This window comes from Jannaschia halovivens, from assembly GCF_046452375.1.
In the GTDB taxonomy this organism is placed as follows: domain Bacteria; phylum Pseudomonadota; class Alphaproteobacteria; order Rhodobacterales; family Rhodobacteraceae; genus Jannaschia; species Jannaschia halovivens.
Window position 1 is genome coordinate 1679272 of sequence record NZ_JBKFDJ010000001.1, and the last position, 19271, is coordinate 1698542.

The following is a 19271-nucleotide window of genomic DNA, read 5'->3' on the forward strand; positions in this document are numbered from 1 at the left end:
CGACCGGGCGCGCTCACCCGAGCACCTCGGCCACGGGCGCCGTCGCCGTCCAGGTCGAGGCCCAGGTCGGCGCGCGCGAGGCACCGACATAGACGAGCGCCTCTTCGCTGCCCCAGACGTCTCGGATCAAGTGGCGGACCATCCGCTCTTCGAGGCCGGTCTCGCGATACTCGGCCCGGACGGCCAGCGCGTCGATCATCGCCACGGGCAGGTCGGGCGCGGCGCCCCGTGGGATCAGCCGAGGCCGCATCAGGTCGTCGGTCAGCACCACCAGCGCCGCCTGGCCCACCAGCAGGTCGCGGTCCCGCGCCCAGATGGCGGAATGACCGACGAAGCCCTCGGGGCAGGTCTCGCGCGGCAGGTGGCCCGAAGCGGTCAGGAAGGCGTCGCGCTCGGCCGCATTTCGAGGAAAGAGGTCGTCGCCGAGACGCAGGCTGGCGGCGGTCATCGGTCCGACATCCACCGGGTGGGTCTGGACGCGCCTTGGCCCGCGCGCCGCACGCGACGGCTCACCCCTGCATCCCCGACGCGCGGTCCGGGTCGGCATAGCGGTCCATGCCCCGACAGGCGGCGAAACCCTCGGTGGCGTGAAGCGGCACGGCGCGCGTCGAGGAGACGAGCGCGATATGGCAGGTCGGGTCGAGCCGGGCCTCGCACCACGCGACGAGCCGACGCGTGATCGCCCGCCCGAGGCCCCGCCCCTGCGCGTCGGGATGAACGGCGATGTCGACGAGCTGCACGAAGCACCCGCCGTCCCCCACGACGCGCCCCATCCCCAGAAGGCGCTCCTCCTCCCGACATGTCACGGCATGAAGGCTGGCCGGGAGGGCCGTGCGGGCGGCCGCGAGGCTCCGCGCGCCCAGCCCGCAGGCCGCGCGCAACACGACATAGTCCTCGGCGTCGGGCAGGATCTCGGACCAGTCAGGCATCCGTCCCCACGAGTGCGGCGGCGAATTCCTCGGGATCGAACGCGTCGAGATCGTCGATCTGTTCGCCCACGCCGATCGCGTGGATCGGCAGGCCGAAGCGGTCGGCCAGCGCCACCAGCACGCCGCCCCGCGCCGTCCCGTCGAGCTTGGTCATCACGAGGCCGGAGACGTCGGCGAGCTTCCGGAAGGTCTCGACCTGGCTCAGCGCGTTCTGCCCCGTGGTCGCGTCCAGCACGAGGAGGGTATTATGCGGCGCGGACGGATCCTTCTTGCGGATGACGCGAACGATCTTAGACAGTTCCTCCATCAGATCCGCGCGGTTTTGCAGGCGCCCCGCCGTGTCGATCATCAGGAGGTCCGCACCCTCGGCCTCGGCGCGCACCATGGCGTCGAAGGCGAGGCTGGCGGGGTCCGATCCCTCGGGCGCGGTCATCACCGGCACGCCCGCGCGGTCGCCCCAGACCTGAAGCTGCTCGACCGCCGCCGCGCGGAACGTGTCGCCCGCGGCGATGACCACGGATTTGCCCGCGGCGCGGAACTGCGAGGCGAGCTTGCCGATGGTCGTGGTCTTGCCCGAGCCATTCACGCCCACCACCAGCACGACCTGCGGGCGCTGGCGCATCAGCGGCATCGGCCGGGCGACCGGTTCCATGATGCGCGCGATCTCGGCGGCCAGAAGCATCTTGATTTCGGGTGTCGAGAGCCGCTTGCCCATCCGCCCCTCGGCGAGGTTGGCGGTCACCCTGAGCGCCGTGTCGACGCCCATATCCGAGGCGATCAGCAGTTCTTCGAGCTGTTCCAGCATCTCGTCGTCGAGCGCGCGGCGCGGCGCTTCGGGCGCGCGTCCCATGATGCGGTCCAGAAGGCTCGGCTTGGCGGGTTCCGCGACCGGCGGGGCGGCGGGCGGCGGCGTTGGCGTTGGCGTTGGCGTTGGCGTTGGCGTTGGCGTTGGCGTGGGGGGCACCGGTGCGGGTGTCTCGTCGAGCGGCGGCACGACGGGCGTCGGACGGGGCGGCGCGGCCGCAGGCGCGGGTTCTGGGGCGGGCTCGGGCGGCAACGGCGCGGCTTCGACCGTGGTTTCGCCCTCGGACACGATCGCATCCAGCCCGTCCTCCAGCTTCGAGGACGAGCGGGTCAGACGATCCTTGAGTTTCTTGAAGAACGACATGCCACCTCCGGTCCCTCCCACCTATTGCGAAGCCTCGCCCGGTTAAAGCCCGGTTGACGCGCACCGGCCTGCGGGCTCCCCTGAGGAACGATGCTGCGCCTTCTGACGATCCTTTTGCTGCTGGCCACGCCGCTTCGGGCCGATCCGCCCGCGCCCATCGCCTGTTCCGAGGGTCGGGACGGGCCGCGCCACTGCATCCGGGCGGACCGCTTCGCCGCCGACCTCTGCGCCCAGATCGAGGCCGAGGCGCGGCTCCAGGGCCTGCCGCCCGCCTATCTCGCGCGGCTCCTCTGGCAGGAAAGCCGGTTCGACCCGAACGCGCTCAGTCCCGCGCGCGCCATGGGCATCGCGCAGTTCATCGCGTCGACCGCCCGCCTGCGCGGCCTGCGCGACGTCTGGAACCCCGCCGAGGCGGTCGAGAAATCGGCCGACTACCTGGGCGAGATGACGCGGCGCTACGGCAATGTGGGCCTCGCGGCGATCGGCTATAACGGCGGCGAACGGCGGGTCGAGGGGTTTATGGCCGGGACCGGCGGCCTCGCCCGCGAGACGGTCGACTACGTGCGCATCATCACCGGGCACTCCGCGGAAGACTGGCGCGACGCCCCGCCCGAGGGGCTGGATTTCGCGCTGGACGGTCCCACGGCCTTCGCGCCCGCCTGCGAGGCGATGGCCGCCGCGCGCCGCGTCACGCCGCTGACCCCCGTTCCGCCGCGGGTCGCGCCTTGGGGCGTGCAGGTCGCCTATGGCCAGACGACGGCGCGGGCCGAAGCGGCGTTCGGACGGCTGTCGCGCGCCTGCCGCGCGGCGGGGGACGAGGTGCAATATGTTCGGGTGCCGGGGCGGGGGCCGGGTCGGAAGGCGATCATCGCAGCCCGGCTCGCCGCCGAGGACCGGCCCTCGGCGATCCGCACCTGCCGTGCCGTCAGCCGCGCGGGCTGCCCCTGCCGCGTGTTCCGGAACTGATCCGCGAGCGGCACCGCCGCACCCTGCATATTTCCAGAGCAAAGAGGGGCCGTTCACCGCGGATTAACCACGATCTGCGTCTTTGCTCGTCAAATATGCAGATCCGACGCCCGACGCGCCGCCTCGGCTGGTCCGTGATCCTTGCGGCCCGGTGTGCCCCGCCGGGGCGTTGCCTGGATCCCGTCCCTCAGCCGATCTCGTCGGGAAAGTGCTTCATCGTCAGGCGGATCGGGTTCGGCGCGGCCTGCCCCAACCCGCAGATCGAGGCATCGACCATAGCCTGGCTCACCTCTTCCAGAAGCCCCGTGTCCCAGTGCTCCGCCTGCATCAGCTTGACCGCTTTCTCACATCCGACGCGACAGGGCGTACACTGCCCGCAGCTTTCCGCCTCGAAGAAGCGCAGCATGTTGAGCGCCGCGTCGCGCGCGCTGTCGCGATCCGACAGGACGACGACCGCCGCAGATCCGATGAAGGAGCCGTGGGGCTGGAGCGTGTCGAAGTCGAGCGGCACGTCCGACAGGGATGCAGGCAAAAGCCCCGAGGACGGCCCGCCCGGCTGATAGGCCTTGAGTTCATGCCCGTCGCGCATGCCGCCGGCCGCCGCGATGATGTCGGTGATGGTTGAGCCCGCGGGCAGCAGATGGACGCCCGGCTGCTTGACCCGCCCCGACACCGAATAGGAGCGCAGGCCGGTCCGGCCGTTCCTTTCGACGCTCGACAGGATTTCGGGGCCTTCGCGGCAGATGCGCGCGATCCAGTGGCAAGTCTCAATGTTGTGGACCAGAGTGGGTCGTCCGAACAGGCCGACTTGGGCCACGTAGGGCGGGCGGTGGCGCGGCAGGCCGCGCTTGCCCTCGATGCTCTCGATCATCGCGCTTTCTTCGCCGCAGATGTATGCGCCCGCGCCGCGGCGGAGGTCGATATATCCGGGCGCGGCAAGGCCCGCTGCCTCCAACGCGGCAATCTCGCGGCGAAGGATTTCCAGCACCGCCGGGTATTCGTCGCGCATGTAGAGATAGACGCGCTCGGCCTCGACAGCCCAGGCGGCGATCAGCATGCCCTCGAGGAACAGATGCGGCACCCGCTCGAGGTAGTAGCGGTCCTTGAAGGTTCCCGGCTCGCCCTCGTCGCCGTTGACGGCCATCAGCCGGGGGCCGGGATTGCCGCGCACGAAGCCCCATTTCTTGCCCGACGGGAAGCCCGCGCCGCCCAAACCCCGCAGGCCCGAGGCCGCGACCGTGGCCTGCACCGCCTCCCAATCGCCGCCCTGCCGCAGATCGGCGAGGACCGCGTAGCCGCCGCCCGCGCGGTAAGCGTCGAGCGTCTCGTAATCGGGGATCGTCGGATGGATGTGGCCCGCCGCGAGGGCGGCCTCGACCTTCGCGGGTGTCGCGTGGTCGATATGGGCGTGTCCCAGCTCGAGCACGGGCGCCGTGTCGCAGCGGCCCATGCAGGGCGCGCGCAGCACGCGGACCCGGGCCGGGTCCATACCGTCCTCCAGCGCCGCGATCAGCGCCTCTGACCCGGCGAGTTCGCATGAAAGCGAATCGCAGACTCGGATCGTCAGGTCGGGTGGCACGGGGTCGTCTTCGCGCATCGGGTCGAAATGGGCATAGAACGTCGCGACCTCCCAGACCTCCGCCATCGACAGGCGCATCTCCTCGGCCAGCGCGCGCAGATGGGCTGCGCTCTGGTGGCCGTATTCGTCCTGGATCAGGTGCAGGAACTCGATCAGCAGGTCCCGGCGGCGGGGCCGGTCGCCCAGCAGGGCAAGGATCTCGGCCAGCGCGGCCTCGTCGTATTGCCGCCCCTTGGGCGTCGCGCGCCCGCGGCCGCGTCCCGACTTCCAGACACCCTTGGTCTTTTCGTCGTCCAGCATGTCCGCCCTCCGCCCGTCCGCCTGGCCGCTTCTAGCGCGCACCCCCGCCCCCCCGTGGCCCTGTTACGACATCGCGGGGCCGGTTCGCGGACAGAAGGCGGCACGCGCGGCATGATTGTCGCGCTCGGGGCCGCGCGACAAGCCACCGCCTTAATGTCGCGCGGAAACGTCGCTAGGCTGGTCCCCGACGATCCACTCCGGACGAGACGCCCATGTTCGCCCTCCTGCCCTATCTCGCCGCCCTCGGCCTGTCGGTCGCCCTCCTCGTGGCGGGGGCGGTCTGGAACGGCGCGTGGGATTTCGCATCGCTGGTCTGGATGGCGCTGGTGGTGGCGGGGCTGGACCATGTCCTGCCCGAGCACGGACCCGCGCCCGACGGCCGCGCGGCCAAGGCGCTGACGATCGGGTTGGCAGCGGTGCACGTGCCGCTGCTGGCGCTGTCGGTCTGGACGCTGGCGGGCAGCGGGCCCTGGCCGAACTGGCTGGCATATTTCGCGGCGTCTGGGCTCTTCTTCGGCCAGATCATGAACTCCAACGCGCACGAGCTGATTCATGCGGGCGGGCGCATCCGGCGCGCGATGGGGCGCTGGATCTACGTCACGCTGCTCTTCGGGCACCAGACGACGGCGCATCCCGGCGTGCACCACGTCCATGTCGCCACGCCCGAGGATCCGAACACAGCGCGCTACGGCGAAAGCTGGTGGCGGTTCTGTTTTCGCGCATGGCACGGGTCGTTCTGGAAGGGCCTCGCGGTCGAGAAGGCGCGCCAGCGGCGACGGGGTCGGGCGGGCTGGCACTGGCGGAACCCCTACTGGATCTATGTCGGCGGCGGCGGGCTTTGCCTCGGGGCGGCCGGTCTCTGGCTCGGCTGGGCCGGTGTCGCAGCCTACGTCGCGCTGTGCCTCCTGGCGCAGAGCCAGCTTCTGATCACCGATTACGTCCTGCATTACGGCATGCGCCGCGCGTGGCTTGGCGAGCGCTACGAGCCGGTGGGCGCGCGGCATTCGTGGAACGCGCCCCACCTGGTGACGAACCTCCTGACGCTGCACGCGCCGCGCCATTCCGACCATCACGCCCACCCGAGCCGAGGCTTCGAGGCGCTGGAGATCGGCGCGGACGCGCCGCAGCTACCCTATTCGCTGCCGGTGATGGTCAGCTTCGCGCTCTGGCCGTGGTGGTGGCGGCGGGTCATGCATCCCAGGGTGGACGCCCTCGCGGCGCGGCCCATGTCAACGCCTGCCGCCGACCCGGAGCCGCTATGCGCCTGATCCTCGCCCTATTCCTCGCCGCCGGACCCGCCTGGGCCGAGCGCGTCGTCACCCCCGACGAGTTCCACCAGATGGTGACCGGACGGACGCTGCATTTCGACCGCTTCGGCGAGGCCTTCGGGGCCGAGCAGTATTTCGAGGACAGCCGCGTGATCTGGGCCTTCGAGGGCGGCCAGTGCCAGCGCGGCATCTGGTTCGCGAACCCCGAGGGGCAGATCTGCTTCGTCTACGACAGCGATCCGGCGCCGCAATGCTGGGACTTCATCGAGATGGAGGACGGCGCGTTCCATGCCCGTCTGGACGGCGACGCGCCGTCCGAAGACCTCGTGACGCGCGATGTCAGCCGCGAATCGCTGGATTGCCCGCTGCCCGATCTGGGCGTCTGACGGCGCGTCTGGGGGAAGCCCCCGGACGAAGCGCGAGGCCGGGGGGCCAGCCCCCCGGACCCCCCGGCATATTTCTGGAACATCGAGCGCGGGAACTCAGAGCAGCGTGCCCTGATCGGGGGGCGGCGGCTTGGCCTTCCGGCGGGCGGGCGCGCCGAGCGCCACGCGACCATCCTTGAATTCGATCTTGAGGCGGGCGGAAGCGCGGGCCTCGCCCGCGGTCGTGAGCACCGTGTCGTCGCCGTCGCGGACGATGGCGAAGCCCCGCGCGAGGGTCGCGTTGTGGCTGAGCGTCTCGTTGAGGCGACCGAGGGCAGCGAGGTGCTGCGCACGCGCGCGCTGGCCTCCGCCCGCCACGTCCGAGAGGCGTCGGAGACGGGCGTCGAGCCGCTCGCGGGCGCGGGCAGTGGCGCGGGTCAGCGCATCGGTCCGCAGTCGCAGCGCGGCGAGCCGGGCGGCTGGTCGTTCGCCCAGCCGATCGCCCGCGCGCAGCAGGCTCGACGCGACGCGATCAAGACGGGCCTGCGCCTCGGTCCTGCGGCGCGGCAGCCCCGCATCGAGCCGCGCGGCCAGTGCCGCGAGCGTCCGGCGGCGCTCGGCGACGCGCGCGACGAGGGCACGGGGCGTGCTGCGCCCTTCCAGCCGCGAGAAGGCGACGCGTGCGCGCGCGGTGCGGGCGCGCAGGGCCACCGGCAAACGTTCGGACAGGGTATCGAGCCGCTGCGCCGGGCCCGCCAGCACCGCGTCGGGGCGCGGCAGCCCGCGCGCGAGGTCGGTCAGGCGCTGCCGTCGGGCGGTGACGTGACCCCGCGCGGCGCGCGCCTGCCGCGTGGCGAGGTCGCGGATCGTCGCCGCAAGGTCGAGACGCACAGGCACCGCCATCTCGGCGGCAGCGGTCGGCGTCGGCGCCCGGCGGTCGGCGGCGTGGTCGATCAGCATGGTGTCCGTCTCGTGACCCACCGCCGAGATCAGCGGGATGGTGCAGTCGGCCACGGCGCGCACGACCACCTCCTCGTTGAAGCCCCAGAGGTCCTCGATCGAGCCGCCGCCGCGCGCGACGATCAGCAGGTCCGGCCGGGGGATCGCCCCGCCGGGGGCCAGCGCGTCGAAACCCCGGATCGCGCGCGCCACCTCGCCCGCGGAAGCCTTGCCCTGCACGGCCACGGGCCAGATCAGGACATGGCGCGGAAAGCGGTCGGCGAGCCGGTGCAGGATGTCGCGGATCACCGCCCCCTGCGGCGAGGTCACGACGCCGATCACGTCGGGCAGATAGGGGATCGGGCGCTTGGACGAGGGCTCGAACAATCCCTCGGCGGCAAGCTGGGCGCGGCGCTTCTCCAGCATCGCCAGAAGCGCGCCCTGCCCCGCAACCTGCACTTCGTCGACATTGAGCTGGTACTTCGACATCGAGGCCGCGAAGGACGTCATCTTGCCTGTCGCGACGATCTCCATCCCCTCCTCGGGGATCACCGACAGCCCCGCCACCTGCCCCTTCCATGATGTGCAGGAGAGGACTGACCGGTCGTCCTTGATGTCGAAATAGAGGTGCCCCGACCGCGCCCGCATCACCTTCGACACCTCGCCCCGCACACGCACGCGGCCGAAGGTGCCCTCGAGCGTCTTCTTCACCGCGCCGGATATCTCCGAGACGGTGAACTCGGCCTCGTTGCGTCCGGGGCGGGAGTCGTCGATCAGGTCGTCCATGGCCTCCGGTCTAGCGCGGCGTCGGCCGGGCCACCAGCGGCGCGCGCCCGCGCGGCTTGCCCCCTCGCGGCGGGCTGCCTACACCCACCCCCGGATCACAGGGGCGCGCGACCATGAACATCCTTATCCTCGGCGGCGGCGGGCGCGAGCACAGCATCGCCTGGGCCGTCCTTCAAAACCCCAAATGCGACCGTCTGATCGTGGCGCCGGGCAATGCGGGCATCGCCGAGATCGCGGAATGCGCCGCGCTCGACATCCTTGACGGCGCCGCGGTTGCGGCCTTCGCCGACGAGGAGAGCGTAGACCTTGTGATCGTCGGCCCCGAGGCACCGCTGGCCGCGGGCGTGGCCGACGCGCTGACCCGTGCGGGCGTCGCGGTGTTCGGGCCGTCGGCGGCGGCCGCGCGGCTCGAGGCGTCGAAGGCGTTCACCAAGGAGATTTGCGCCGCCGTCAACGCACCGACGGCGGACTATGCGCGGTTCGACGCGCTGGAGCCCGCGCTGGCCCATGTCCGCGCAGTGGGCGCGCCGATCGTGGTCAAGGCCGACGGGCTTGCGGCTGGCAAGGGCGTCACCGTCGCCACGACCGTGACCGAGGCCGAGGCCGCGCTGCGGCACATTTTCGACGGCGACGACGGCACGGTGGTCGTCGAGGCGCTCCTGACCGGTGAGGAGGCGTCGTTCTTCTGCCTCGTGGACGGCGAGGACGTGCTGCCGATCGGCTCGGCGCAGGATCACAAGCGGATCGGCGAAGGCGACACGGGGCCGAATACCGGCGGCATGGGGGCCTATTCCCCCGCGCCCGTGATGACGCCCGAGGTCGAGGCGCGTGCCCTGGCCGAAATCGTGCGGCCCACCATGGCCGAGATGGCGCGGCGGGGCACGCCGATGCGCGGCGTGCTGTTCGTCGGGCTGATGATCGAGGGCGGCGCACCGAGCCTCGTGGAATACAACGTCCGCTTCGGCGATCCCGAATGCCAATGCCTGATGATGCGGCTGGGCGGGCAGGCGCTGGATCTCATGATGGCCTGCGCCGAGGGGCGGCTGGACGCGGCGCGCGTCAACTGGGCCGACGATCATGCGATGTGCGTCGTGATGGCCGCGCGGGGCTATCCGGGCGCGGCCGCCACGGGCGGGATAATCGCCGGGCTGGACGCCCTGCCGCGCACGTCGGGCGCGATGATGTTCCACGCGGGCACCGCCGAACGGGACGGTGCCGTGGTCGCCGCTGGGGGCCGTGTGCTGGGGGCCACGGCACGGGCCGGAACGCTGGCCGAGGCGCGGGACGCGGCCTACGCGATGGTCGACGCGGTGGATTGGCCGGATGGGGTCTGGCGGCGCGATATCGGGTGGCGCGCGCTGTGACCTGGGCCGGGCCCGCGCTGGTCGCCGCGCGCTGGCTGATCGCGGGGCTCTTCGCGGCGGGGACGGTGCAGAAGGCGATCGATCCCGGCGCGGCGGGCGCGCTCCTGGTCGGGCGCGGCCTGCCGGAGGTGCTGGTCTGGCCCGCGCTGGTCTACAACGCAGGCGCCGCGCTGGCGCTCGTCGCGGGTTGGCGGGTGGTGCCGGTGGCGCTGTCACTCGCGGCGTATTGCGCGGCGACCAGTCTCTTCCATCTAATCCCCGAAGACCCGTGGCAGATGTCGATCTTCGTCAAGAACTGGGCCATCGCAGGCGGCTGTCTGGCGCTGGCCGTGGAGGCGGCGCGCCCGGCCTCATGACATCGGTTCGCCGTCGCATCCCAGAAGGCTGTCGCGCATGTCGGTGACCCGCTGGACCTCGCCCGTATCCGTCGCGCGGTAGTGGAGCGCGCCCTCCGCCTCGAACGGCACCCAGCACCAGTCGACGTTCGGCCGGTCCTCGTAGCGGCAGCAGATCTCGTCGCCGACCGCGCGGACCTCGCCATGGGCGCAATCTCCATTGGCGCGGGTCCAGACGGTGCGGCGGCGGTCGATGAAACGCTCGGCCCCGACGATCTGTCCGGTCTCTGGGATCACGAAGGTCACCGTGCGGCCCGCGACGGCATCGAGAAACGCCTCGGGCGTCACCGGCGTCTCGGCCAGCGCGGGCGCGGCCACGATGAGAGCGGCGATCAGGGCGCGCATGTCATCGGCGCGCCGTCGCGCCACGGGCCGAGGTCGCGGGTCTCGAAGCTGCCGCCTTGGAAGGCCACGGCCAGCCGCCGCGACCAGTCGGCGGAGGCGAGGATCAGGATCGGGTCTTCGCCGCAGCGGATCAGACCGCCCTCGATGGTCTCTCCGCCGATCCGGTGGTTCGTCACGCCGTCGAGGGCCGCCACCTCGCGCAACGCGCCGTCGGCGTAGCGCCAGATCCGCAGGCGCTTGGCCAGATGCGGACGGTCGACATAGGCCAGCTCGACCGCGCCGTCGCCGTCCAGATCGCCGATTCCCGCCGGAGCCAGCCAGCGGTTGCGGCGTCCGATGAAGGGCGTCGCCGCGAGCAGCTCCAGCCCGTCGCCCCGCGCGGCATAGATGACGAGCTGCGCGCCATCGGTCAGCGACGACCGGACGGCAATCACCTCCGGGCGGCCGTCGCCATCGACGTCGTGCAGGCGGGGGGAGACATCCTCGAAGACGTGGCCCTCGCCCGCCGCGACGCGCCGCACGTGGCAGGTCGCGGTGTCGGGCTGGATCACGGCGGCGAGGGTCGACGCGTCCTCGACACCGCCCATGATGCCGTGGCCGTAGATGTCGGTCGGATCGGCATACCACGCAGCACTGGCGCCCGTGGGCGAGAGCGTCTGGCTGCCCGGCAACGCGTCCGCCATCGCGTCGGGCAGGCAAGCCCGGGCGGGCATCGCGGCAAGGGCGGCCATCAGGATCGCGGCAAGGGGCGGCGCGGCCCGCCGCGCGGCGCGGGCGCAGCGGACGGCCAGGCGGGACAGCGGACGCGCCGCCCCCGCCGCCATCAGATCTGCTTTTCGGGCATCTGCACCCGCAGGCCGTCCAGCTCGTCCGTGACCTTGAGCTGGCAGGTCAGGCGCGAGCGGGCGGGGTCGGGCTCGTAGGCGAAATCGAGCATGTCCTCCTCCATCGCGTCCTTGGCGGGCAGCTTGTCCGTCCAGGCCGGGTCCACGTAGACATGGCAGGTCGAGCAGGCGCAGGCGCCGCCGCAATCGGCCTCGATGCCGGGAATGCCGTTGTCGCGCGCGCCTTCCATGACCGTTAGGCCGGTGGGGACGTCGACGACGTGTTCTTTGCCGCCGTGCTCGACATAGGTGATTTTCGCCATGGGTGCCTCCGGGCGTGTGCGTGTCCCGACCGGGACTAGCCAAGCGGTGGCGTGGGCGCAACATTTCCGGGGCGGATCGCCACCAACGCACCGGCAGGGCGTCCTGCGCCATTGGGAGGCGCGCGCGGGCACGCTAGGGTCGGCCCGACAGGCGCGGCCCCTGCGTCCGCCTCCCCGAACCCGCAGGCCCATGATCCGAATCCTCCCCATCCTCGCCTGTCTCGCCGCCTGCGCGCCGCCGCCGCCCGTGTCGGTGACGCGCGGCGCGGGCCCGCCGGACGCGCGGCCGGGGGCCTGCTACGCGCGCGGCATCGTGCCGGCCGTGATCGAGACGGTGACCGAGCAGGTGCAGGAGGATGGCGCCGTGCGCGGCCCCGACGGCACGATCCTGTCGCCCGGCCGCTTCCGGACCGTGACCTCGACGCGCATCGTGCGCCCGCGCGGCGAGGACTGGTTCGAGACGCCCTGCGCGCTCCGGGCGGGCGAGCCGGGCTTCGTCGCGTCGGTCCAGCGGGCGCTGGCGGCGCGCGACCTCTATGCCGGCCCGATCACGGGGTTCTACGACGGCGACACGCGGCTGGCCGTCCGCGCCTTCCAGACAGAACGCGGGCTGGAAAGCGGGACGCTCTCGACCGAGAACGCGAAGGCGCTGGGCCTCGTCGAGCTGGGGCGCGACGGCGCGTGACGGCCGCCACGGGCGACCGCCTGATCGCGGTGGACTGGCTCCGGACGCTGGCGCTGGTCCACATGGTGGCGTTTCATTTCCTCTTCGACCTGCGGCTCTACGGCCTTCTCGCCCCCGACACCCTCGGGCCATGGTTCGCGCTTTGGGCCAAGGGCATCGCGGGCAGCTTCCTGTTCCTCGCCGGGCTGTCGCTCTGGCTGGCCCATGGCACGGTGTTCCGGGTGCGCGGCTTCCTGACACGTCTGGCAGTGCTTGTGGCGGCGGCGGCGGCGGTGTCGCTGGCGACCTACGTGGCGGTGCCGGGGGCCTGGGTCCGGTTCGGCATCCTGCATTCGATCGCACTCGCCTCGGTGCTCGCGCTGCCCATCCTGCGGGCGCCGTGGTGGCTCACGGCGGTCGGGGCGGTCGTCGTCCTTGCGGTGCTGCCGATGCTGCGGAGCGAGGCGCTGGGCGGTGTCTGGTGGCTCTGGTCCGGCCTCGGCGCCGGGCCGACCCCGCCGATGATCGACTACGAGCCGATGGTGCCGTGGCTGGCCCCGCTGCTGGCCGGGTTGGCCTTCGGACAGGCCGGCGGCGCACGGCTCCTGCGCTGGCGCATCCCGCGGGTGCGGTGGGCCGAACGGCTGGCTTGGCCAGGGCGGCATACGCTGGCGATCTACCTGATCCATCAACCGGTGCTGATCGGCCTGATCCTCGGTTCGGTCTGGCTCACCGGCTGAGTGGTGATCGGGGCGGGCGTCCCCTCGCGGACGGCCCAAACGCGAAACGGGCGCCCCAAGGCGCCCGTTTGCCGCTATTTCGTGAGCGTCACTCGTCGTCGAGCGAAAGTGCCACGAAGCGGGCGTCGCCGGAGCGGCGCGTCAGAAGGAGGAAGGACGTCTGGCCCGCCTCCCGTGCCTCGTCGAGGCGCGCTTCGAGTTCGGCCACCGTCTCGACGCGGACCTGGCCCGCTTCCTCGATCAGGTCGCCCGCGCGCAGGCCCTTGCCGTAGGCCGAGCTGTCGGGGTCGATATCCGAGACCACGAGACCCGAGGCATCGCCGTCCAGCCCGAGCTGCTGGCGCAGCTCTTCGGTCAGGGTCGAGACGGTCATGCCCAGCAATTCCGCCTCCCCGACCTCCTCTGGATCGGCTTCGGCCGAGGCGGGGACAGCGCGTTCGGCCTCCTCGCGGCGACCCAGCGTCACCAAGAGCGTCTCGGTCTGACCGTCGCGGAAGACCGTGACGCGCACGGCCTCGCCCACGGGCGCGTTGCCGACGGTGCGCACGAGTTCGCGGGTGTCCGCGATCTCGCGACCGTCGAAGGTCAGGATCACGTCGCGCACCTCGATCCCGGCCTCGCGGGCAGGGCCTTCGGGCACGTCGGTGATCAGCGCGCCCGAGGCGGCTTCCAGCCCGAGGCTCTCGGCCAGTTCCTCGTCGACATCCTGGATGCGCACGCCGAGCCAGCCGCGCCGGGTCTCGCCGAACTCCTGAAGCTGGTCGACCACGCGGGTGACGACGTTGGACGACATCGCGAACCCGATCCCGATCGAGCCGCCATTGGGCGACAGGATCGCGGTGTTCACGCCGATGACCTCGCCGTCCATGTTGAAGAGCGGGCCGCCCGAATTGCCGCGATTGATGGCAGCGTCGGTCTGGATGTAGTCGTCATAGGCCCCCTGAAGCTCGCGCCCGACCGACGACACGATGCCTGCCGAAACCGAAAAGCCCTGACCCAGCGGGTTGCCCATGGCCATGACCCAGTCGCCCGTGCGCATGGCGGTGGAATCGCCGAAGGGCACGAAGGCGAGCGGAGTGCCGAACTCGACCTTGAGGACGGCGATGTCGGTGTTGGGATCGGTGCCCACGACCTCGGCCGGAAGCTCCTTGCCATCGTAGAACTCGATCAGGATCTCGTCGGCATTCTCGATGACGTGGTTGTTGGTGACGACATAGCCGTCCTCGGAGATGACGAAGCCCGAACCCAGCGCGCTGCCGCGGCGGCGGGGGCGTTCCTCGGGGGCGCCGTCGGGCGCGTTGCGACGACGGAACTCCTCGAAGAAGTCCTCGAGCGGGTTGCCTTCGTTCGGCCCCCCCGAGACGGATGCGACGGATGTGTTGGTCGTGATGTTGACGACCGAATTCGCGACCTGGTCGACGAGGTCGGCGAAGGTGTCCGGGCGGCTCTGGGCCGCGGCGGAGAGCGTCGAGACGAGCAGCATCGCAAGTCCCAGCACGGCGACCGCGAGCGCGTGGAACGCGGTGCGGGGTCGCTGCAGATTCGTGTCTGTGAACAAGGTGTTCCCTCCTGGTGTACCTGTCCGCGCCCGGTTCGGCCGGGCGGCGATGCGTGGCATATCCGCACCAATCGCGGGACATTCAACGCACGGGCGGTCACATGGCCGTGACGCGCCCGGTCCCGCCCAAGGTAGGCCCGCGTACCGCCCCTGCCAAGGGAGGCGCGACATGCAAAGGGCCGCCCCGAAGGACGGCCCTTGCGATCCGGCGGCCCGGTCGGCCCGATCAGTTGCCCGTGGCGGGCACGATCTCGACCTCGGTGGTCGCGGGGGCGTCGTCGTCGGTGACGGCCTCGGCGGTCGTGTCGACCGCGTCGCCTTCGGCCACGTTCCCGAGAGGGGCCGCGGCCGATGCGGCGGCCGGGGCCGGCATGCCACTGTCACCCGGCAGCCGGTCGGTCTTGAGGTAGTCGAAGAACTCGCTGTCGGGCGACAGGACCAGCGTCGAGTTCGAGCCCTGAAGCGCCCGCGTATAGGCCGTCAGCGACCGGTAGAATTCGAAGAATTCAGGGTCGGCGCTGAAGGCTTCGGCGAAGATGCCGTTGCGGCGGGCATCGGCCTCGCCGCGGGCGATCTCGCTTTCGCGGGTGGCCTCGGAGGTCAGCTCGACCACGGTCCGGTCGGCCTGGGCGCGGATCCGCTGGGCGGCTTCCTCGCCGCGCGCGATCTCGTCGGCGGCTTCGCGTTCGCGCTCGGCCCGCATCCGGGCGAAGGTCGCGTCGAGGTTCTGCGGCGGCAGATCGGTGCGCTTGAGGCGCACGTCGATGATCTGGAGCCCCAGATTGGCCGCGCGCGACCGCGAGCCCGATGCGATCCGCGTCATCAGCGCCGCGCGATCCTCGGAAAGGATCTCGTTGGAGGAGACCGAACCCAGCACTTCGCGCATCTGCGAGCGGACGATATCGTCGAGGCGCTGCTCGGCCTGTTCGACGCCACCGGTCGGGTTGGCCTCGCGGAACTGGCGCAGGTTGGCGATCCGGTAGCGCGCGAAGGCGTCGACCACGAGGCGGCGATCATCCGAGGGCGTGACCTCGATCGGGTCGATGTCGCGCGACAGGATGCGGTCGTCGTAATACGCGACGTCCTGGATCAGGGGCAGCTTGAAGGCGAGACCCGGATCCTCCTTGACGTCGACGACGCGGCCGAACTGCAGCACGAGGGCCTTCTGGCGTTCGTCCACCACGTAGACGGACGAGAAGATACCCACGAGCACGACGGCCACGATGGGCAGAAGGAATGCGGAGCGCTTCATCAGTTGGTCCCCCCTTGGGTGGTGCGCCCGCCGCGCAGCTCGTTGAGCGGCAGGTACGGCACGATGCCCTGCCCGCCATTGCCGCCGACATTGCCGTCGATGATGATCTTGTCGACGTCGCCGAAGACCTGCTCCATCGTCTCCAGATAGAGGCGCTTGCGGGTGACGTCGGGCGCCAGTGCGTATTCGCTGAGAACGGCGGAGAAGCGCGATGCCTCGCCTTCGGCCTCGTTGACGACGCGGGCGCGGTACCCCTCGGCCTGCTCGAGAAGCTGCGCCGCCTCGCCGCGCGCGCCGGCGAGGACGCGGTTGGCATAGGCATCGGCCTCGGATTGCAGACGATCGCGCTGCTGTTCGGCGGCCTGCACCTCGCGGAAAGCGTCGATGACCTGCTCGGGCGGGTCGGCGCGGTCGAAGTTCACGCGCAGGACCTGCATGCCCGAATCGTAGCTGTCGAGCGTCGCCTGGATCAGCAGGCGCAGCTCCTCGGCGATGATACCCCGGTCGCGGTTGAGGATAGGCGCCAGCTGCGAACGGGCGACGATCTCGCGCATAGCCGATTCGGCCACGGCGCGGATCGTCTGCTCGGGATCGCGCAGGTTGAAGAGGAACATGGCCGGGTCGTTGATGTTCCAGACGACCTGGAAGTCGATATCGACCACGTTCTCGTCGCCGGTCAGCATCAGGCCCTGTTCGGCGCGGCTCCCGCGGTTGACGCCGATGGCGACCGTCCGCTCCGAGGTGACCGAGAGAACCTCCTTGGTGACGACGGGCCAAGGCGCGAAGTTGAGGCCCGGCTCACCGATATCGGAGAAGTCCCCGAAGAACAGCTCGACCGAGCGCTGGTCGGCCTGCACGCGGTAGAAGGACATGAAGAGCCACGCGACAACGAGGATCAGGAGGCCGATGCCGATGGTCGTGCGGTTGATCTCGAAGCCGCCACCCCCGCCGGAGCCGTTGGGACGACGGGGCCCGCCGCCGCGCCCGCCCATCAGGACGCGGAGCTGGTCTTGGCCCTTCTTCATCAGCTCGTCGATCTCGGGGATGTTGGGGCCGCCCTGGCCACCACGGTTCGGGGGCCTGCGCCCGCCGGTCGGTCGGGAGCCGCGATCGTCGTCGCCGCCGCCGCCAGAATTTCCACCGCCCCCCCAGGGGCCGCCAGGTCCTGCCATCAGGATCGTTCCTCTTCGTATTTTTGCGTCGTGCTGTCCGTATCCGAGATTGGCCCTCGGCGACCAGAGTTCAAGAAAGCGACCGCACCGGCTCCTTCAGGGTGACCATCTCCTCGGCCATCGAGGGATGAATCGCGCAGGTGCGGTCGAAATCCTCCTTCGTGGCACCCATCTTCATGGCCACCGCGACGAATTGCATCATCTCGGCAGCACCCGGACCGATGATCGTGGCCCCGGTGACCTTGCCGCTTTCCTTCGAGACCAGCATCTTGAAGAGCACCCGCTCTTCATCGCCCGCGAAGGCCTGGCGCATGGGCCGGAAGGCGGTCGCGTAGACATCCGTCGGCTCTTTCTCCTCGGCCTCTTCCTCGGTCATGCCGCAGGTCGCCATCTCGGGCTGGGTGAAGGTGGCCGACGGGATCAGGTCGTAGTCCATCGCCGTCTTCTCGCCCTTGAAGACGGTCTTGTGGAAGGCCACGGCCTCGCGGATCGCCACGGGGGTCAGTTCGACCTTCCCGATCACGTCGCCCAGCGCGAAGATCGAGGGCACCGCCGTCTGGCCATACTCGTCGACGCAGATCGCACCCTGCCGGTTCAGCTCGACGCCGATCTCCTCGAGACCGAGCCCCTTGGTGTTCGGCTTGCGTCCCGTCGCCCAGAGCAGCGCGTCGAACACCTCCTCGTGCCCGTTCGAGCCCTTGACCCAGATGCCGCCATCCCGCTCCTCGATGGCGGTCGGCGCGCAACCGGTGTGGATCGTGATCCCGCGCTGCTGCATGCAGTCTGCGACATGGCCCCGCGCTTCGTCGTCGAAGCCGCGCAGGATCTGCGCCTTGCGGATGAACATCGACGTCTCGACCCCCATCCCGTTGAACACGCCCGCGAACTCGCAGCCTATATATCCGCCGCCCACGATCAGGAGCTTCTTGGGCAACGTCTCAAGGTGGAATACGTCGTTCGACACGATGCCCAGGTCGGCATTCTCCATGTCGGGGCGCACCGGGTGGCCGCCGACGGCGATCAGGATGTGCTTGGCGGTCTTGGTGGTCCCATCGGCCAGCTCGACGGTATGCGCATCCGTGAGGCGGGCCCGCTGCTTGAAGATCTCGACGCCCGCCTTCTCGGCATTGGTCTCGTAGGCGTTCTCGAGCCGGTCCAGCTCGGAATGCATCCGGTCGCGGAAGGCGTCCCAGTCGAAGCGCCCAGGCTCGGCGTCCCAGCCGTAATTGCGCGCCAGATCGACGGTCCACGGCATCTCGGAGGCAAAGACCATCAGCTTCTTCGGGACGCAGCCGCGGATGACGCAGGTGCCGCCCATGCGGCTTTCCTCGGCCAGCGCGACCTTATGTCCGTCGAGCGCGGTCAGCCGTGCGGCGCGGACGCCCCCCGAACCACCGCCGAGGACGAAGAGGTCGTAGTCGAATTCCATGGGGCGGTCCTCTCTCCGGCTGGCACCGGCCTATCCCGCGGCCACCCGACCCTCAAGGCCCGGCAGGCGCGCGGGGCTCGCGGCTCCGGCGCGGGTGTCAGTCGGCGACGTCCACGAACAGGTTGTCATCGTCGCGAATGTCGATCTGCTCGTGCGTCAGCGTGCCGCGATTGATGTCACGCACCTCGACCGACCCGTCCGCCGACCCGACCACCACAACGTCGCACATGTCGAGGAAGAGGCCGTTCTCGACCACGCCGGGGATCTGGTTGAGCACCAGCGCCAGTTGCCGCGGATTGCCGATGCGCCTCAGATGCAGATCGAGGATCAGGTTGCCTTCGTCCGTCCGGTAGGGTGCGTCGCGGTTCAGCCGCAGCGTGACCGAGCGGCCGGCGACGTCCATCCCGATCAGGCTCTCCTCGATCAGGGCCTTCGTGGTCTGCCAACCGAAGGGGATGACCTCGACCGGCAGGGGGAAGGCGCCGAGGTGATCGACCAGCTTCGAGGCATCCGTGATGACGACCATCATGTCCGACGCGGTGGCCACGATCTTCTCCTGCAGGAGCGCGCCGCCACCGCCCTTGATGAGGCTGAGATCGGCATCGAACTCGTCCGCACCGTCGATCGTCAGGTCGAGCCACTTGACGTCCTCGAGGGTCGCCACCGGCACGCCGCACTGGCGCGCCAGCTCGGCCGTGCGGCTGGAGGTTGGCACGCCGGTGACGCGCAGGCCGTCCTGGCGCACCATCTCGCCCAGGCATCGGACCATCCACGCGGCGGTCGAGCCGGTGCCAAGACCGACGCGCATCCCGTCCTGCACGTAGTCCAGCGCCCGCTTCGCCGAGACGTATTTTGCCATGTCGATCGGATTGGGCTTGGCGGCCATCTGATGTCCCTTCCCCTGC

At 70.6% G+C, this 19271-nt stretch carries 20 protein-coding genes; 7 read left to right on the forward strand and 13 right to left on the reverse strand.

What is annotated here, in order from left to right; genetic code table 11:
• Positions 1-13: 13 nt before the first annotated feature.
• The 3 genes from ACK8OR_RS08450 to ftsY all read right to left on the reverse strand — a co-directional run bounded on the left by ACK8OR_RS08450 (position 14) and on the right by ftsY (position 2097).
• On the reverse strand, positions 14-448 hold the full coding sequence (locus ACK8OR_RS08450; RefSeq protein WP_410188966.1) for a hypothetical protein: 435 nt from the start codon (positions 446-448) through the stop codon (positions 14-16).
• 61 nt (positions 449-509) lie between these two features.
• Complete coding sequence (locus ACK8OR_RS08455) at positions 510-929, reverse strand: GNAT family N-acetyltransferase (RefSeq protein ID WP_410188967.1); 420 nt, start codon at positions 927-929, stop codon at positions 510-512.
• Positions 922-2097 carry a signal recognition particle-docking protein FtsY gene (ftsY, locus tag ACK8OR_RS08460; RefSeq protein ID WP_410188968.1) on the reverse strand — a complete coding sequence of 392 codons (1176 nt, stop codon included), beginning with the start codon at positions 2095-2097 and terminating at the stop codon, positions 922-924. Before ftsY ends, ACK8OR_RS08455 begins: the two co-directional genes overlap by 8 nt.
• Before the next feature lie 90 nt (positions 2098-2187).
• Here ftsY and ACK8OR_RS08465 point away from each other — a divergent pair, with 90 nt between their 5' ends.
• Positions 2188-3063 (forward strand): lytic transglycosylase domain-containing protein, encoded by an 876-nt coding sequence (locus ACK8OR_RS08465; protein WP_410188969.1) that lies wholly within the window; start codon positions 2188-2190, stop codon positions 3061-3063.
• Between the two features lie 187 nt (positions 3064-3250).
• Here ACK8OR_RS08465 and ACK8OR_RS08470 read toward each other — a convergent pair whose 3' ends face one another.
• Positions 3251-4942, reverse strand: coding sequence for an NAD(P)H-dependent oxidoreductase subunit E (locus tag ACK8OR_RS08470; protein WP_410188970.1), 1692 nt, complete (start codon positions 4940-4942; stop codon positions 3251-3253).
• A gap of 212 nt (positions 4943-5154) precedes the next feature.
• Between ACK8OR_RS08470 and ACK8OR_RS08475 the strand changes: the two genes are divergently transcribed.
• Both ACK8OR_RS08475 and ACK8OR_RS08480 read left to right on the forward strand, forming a co-directional pair.
• A complete protein-coding gene (locus tag ACK8OR_RS08475; RefSeq protein WP_410188971.1) occupies positions 5155-6210 on the forward strand; it encodes an alkane 1-monooxygenase in 1056 nt (351 codons plus the stop codon).
• Positions 6201-6596, forward strand: coding sequence for a hypothetical protein (locus ACK8OR_RS08480; RefSeq protein WP_410188972.1), 396 nt, complete (start codon positions 6201-6203; stop codon positions 6594-6596). Before ACK8OR_RS08475 ends, ACK8OR_RS08480 begins: the two co-directional genes overlap by 10 nt.
• 96 nt (positions 6597-6692) lie before the next feature.
• Here the strand turns inward: ACK8OR_RS08480 and xseA are convergent, their stop codons facing one another.
• Positions 6693-8300, reverse strand: coding sequence for an exodeoxyribonuclease VII large subunit (gene xseA / locus ACK8OR_RS08485; protein WP_410188973.1), 1608 nt, complete (start codon positions 8298-8300; stop codon positions 6693-6695).
• Between the two features lie 113 nt (positions 8301-8413).
• Here xseA and purD point away from each other — a divergent pair, with 113 nt between their 5' ends.
• Together purD and ACK8OR_RS08495 are read left to right on the forward strand one after the other, a co-directional pair.
• On the forward strand, positions 8414-9664 hold the full coding sequence (gene purD, locus ACK8OR_RS08490) for a phosphoribosylamine--glycine ligase (RefSeq protein ID WP_410188974.1): 1251 nt from the start codon (positions 8414-8416) through the stop codon (positions 9662-9664).
• A complete protein-coding gene (locus ACK8OR_RS08495) occupies positions 9649-10020 on the forward strand; it encodes a DoxX protein (RefSeq protein WP_410188975.1) in 372 nt (123 codons plus the stop codon). The genes purD and ACK8OR_RS08495 overlap by 16 nt, the downstream gene beginning before the upstream one ends.
• Here ACK8OR_RS08495 and ACK8OR_RS08500 read toward each other — a convergent pair.
• From ACK8OR_RS08500 to ACK8OR_RS08510, 3 genes are read right to left on the reverse strand one after another with little or no spacing between them, the layout of a single operon-like run.
• Positions 10015-10404, reverse strand: coding sequence for a hypothetical protein (locus tag ACK8OR_RS08500; protein ID WP_410188976.1), 390 nt, complete (start codon positions 10402-10404; stop codon positions 10015-10017). The two genes, ACK8OR_RS08495 and ACK8OR_RS08500, sit on opposite strands and share 6 nt — an antisense overlap.
• Positions 10392-11228, reverse strand: a complete 837-nt coding sequence (locus ACK8OR_RS08505) for an FG-GAP repeat domain-containing protein (protein ID WP_410188977.1) — start codon at positions 11226-11228, stop codon at positions 10392-10394. Before ACK8OR_RS08505 ends, ACK8OR_RS08500 begins: the two co-directional genes overlap by 13 nt.
• The gene (locus ACK8OR_RS08510; protein ID WP_298435567.1) at positions 11228-11551 is read right to left on the reverse strand and encodes a 2Fe-2S iron-sulfur cluster-binding protein; all 324 of its coding nucleotides are present in this window, start codon (positions 11549-11551) and stop codon (positions 11228-11230) included. Before ACK8OR_RS08510 ends, ACK8OR_RS08505 begins: the two co-directional genes overlap by 1 nt.
• A gap of 190 nt (positions 11552-11741) precedes the next feature.
• Between ACK8OR_RS08510 and ACK8OR_RS08515 the strand changes: the two genes are divergently transcribed.
• Together ACK8OR_RS08515 and ACK8OR_RS08520 are read left to right on the forward strand one after the other, a co-directional pair.
• Positions 11742-12236 carry a peptidoglycan-binding domain-containing protein gene (locus ACK8OR_RS08515; protein WP_410188978.1) on the forward strand — a complete coding sequence of 165 codons (495 nt, stop codon included), beginning with the start codon at positions 11742-11744 and terminating at the stop codon, positions 12234-12236.
• Positions 12233-12955, forward strand: a complete 723-nt coding sequence (locus ACK8OR_RS08520; protein ID WP_410188979.1) for a heparan-alpha-glucosaminide N-acetyltransferase — start codon at positions 12233-12235, stop codon at positions 12953-12955. Before ACK8OR_RS08515 ends, ACK8OR_RS08520 begins: the two co-directional genes overlap by 4 nt.
• A gap of 88 nt (positions 12956-13043) precedes the next feature.
• Here the strand turns inward: ACK8OR_RS08520 and ACK8OR_RS08525 are convergent, their stop codons facing one another.
• The 5 genes from ACK8OR_RS08525 to rpiA form a co-directional block, all read right to left on the reverse strand.
• On the reverse strand, positions 13044-14513 hold the full coding sequence (locus ACK8OR_RS08525; protein WP_410188980.1) for a Do family serine endopeptidase: 1470 nt from the start codon (positions 14511-14513) through the stop codon (positions 13044-13046).
• 226 nt (positions 14514-14739) lie between these two features.
• A complete protein-coding gene (hflC, locus tag ACK8OR_RS08530; RefSeq protein WP_410188981.1) occupies positions 14740-15765 on the reverse strand; it encodes a protease modulator HflC in 1026 nt (341 codons plus the stop codon).
• Entirely contained in the window at positions 15765-16937 is a 1173-nt protein-coding gene (hflK, locus tag ACK8OR_RS08535; RefSeq protein WP_410188982.1) for an FtsH protease activity modulator HflK, read from the reverse strand. Before hflK ends, hflC begins: the two co-directional genes overlap by 1 nt.
• 70 nt (positions 16938-17007) lie before the next feature.
• Positions 17008-18366, reverse strand: coding sequence for a glutathione-disulfide reductase (gorA, locus tag ACK8OR_RS08540; protein WP_410188983.1), 1359 nt, complete (start codon positions 18364-18366; stop codon positions 17008-17010).
• Between the two features lie 97 nt (positions 18367-18463).
• Entirely contained in the window at positions 18464-19252 is a 789-nt protein-coding gene (rpiA, locus tag ACK8OR_RS08545; RefSeq protein WP_410188984.1) for a ribose-5-phosphate isomerase RpiA, read from the reverse strand.
• Positions 19253-19271: the final 19 nt, after the last annotated feature.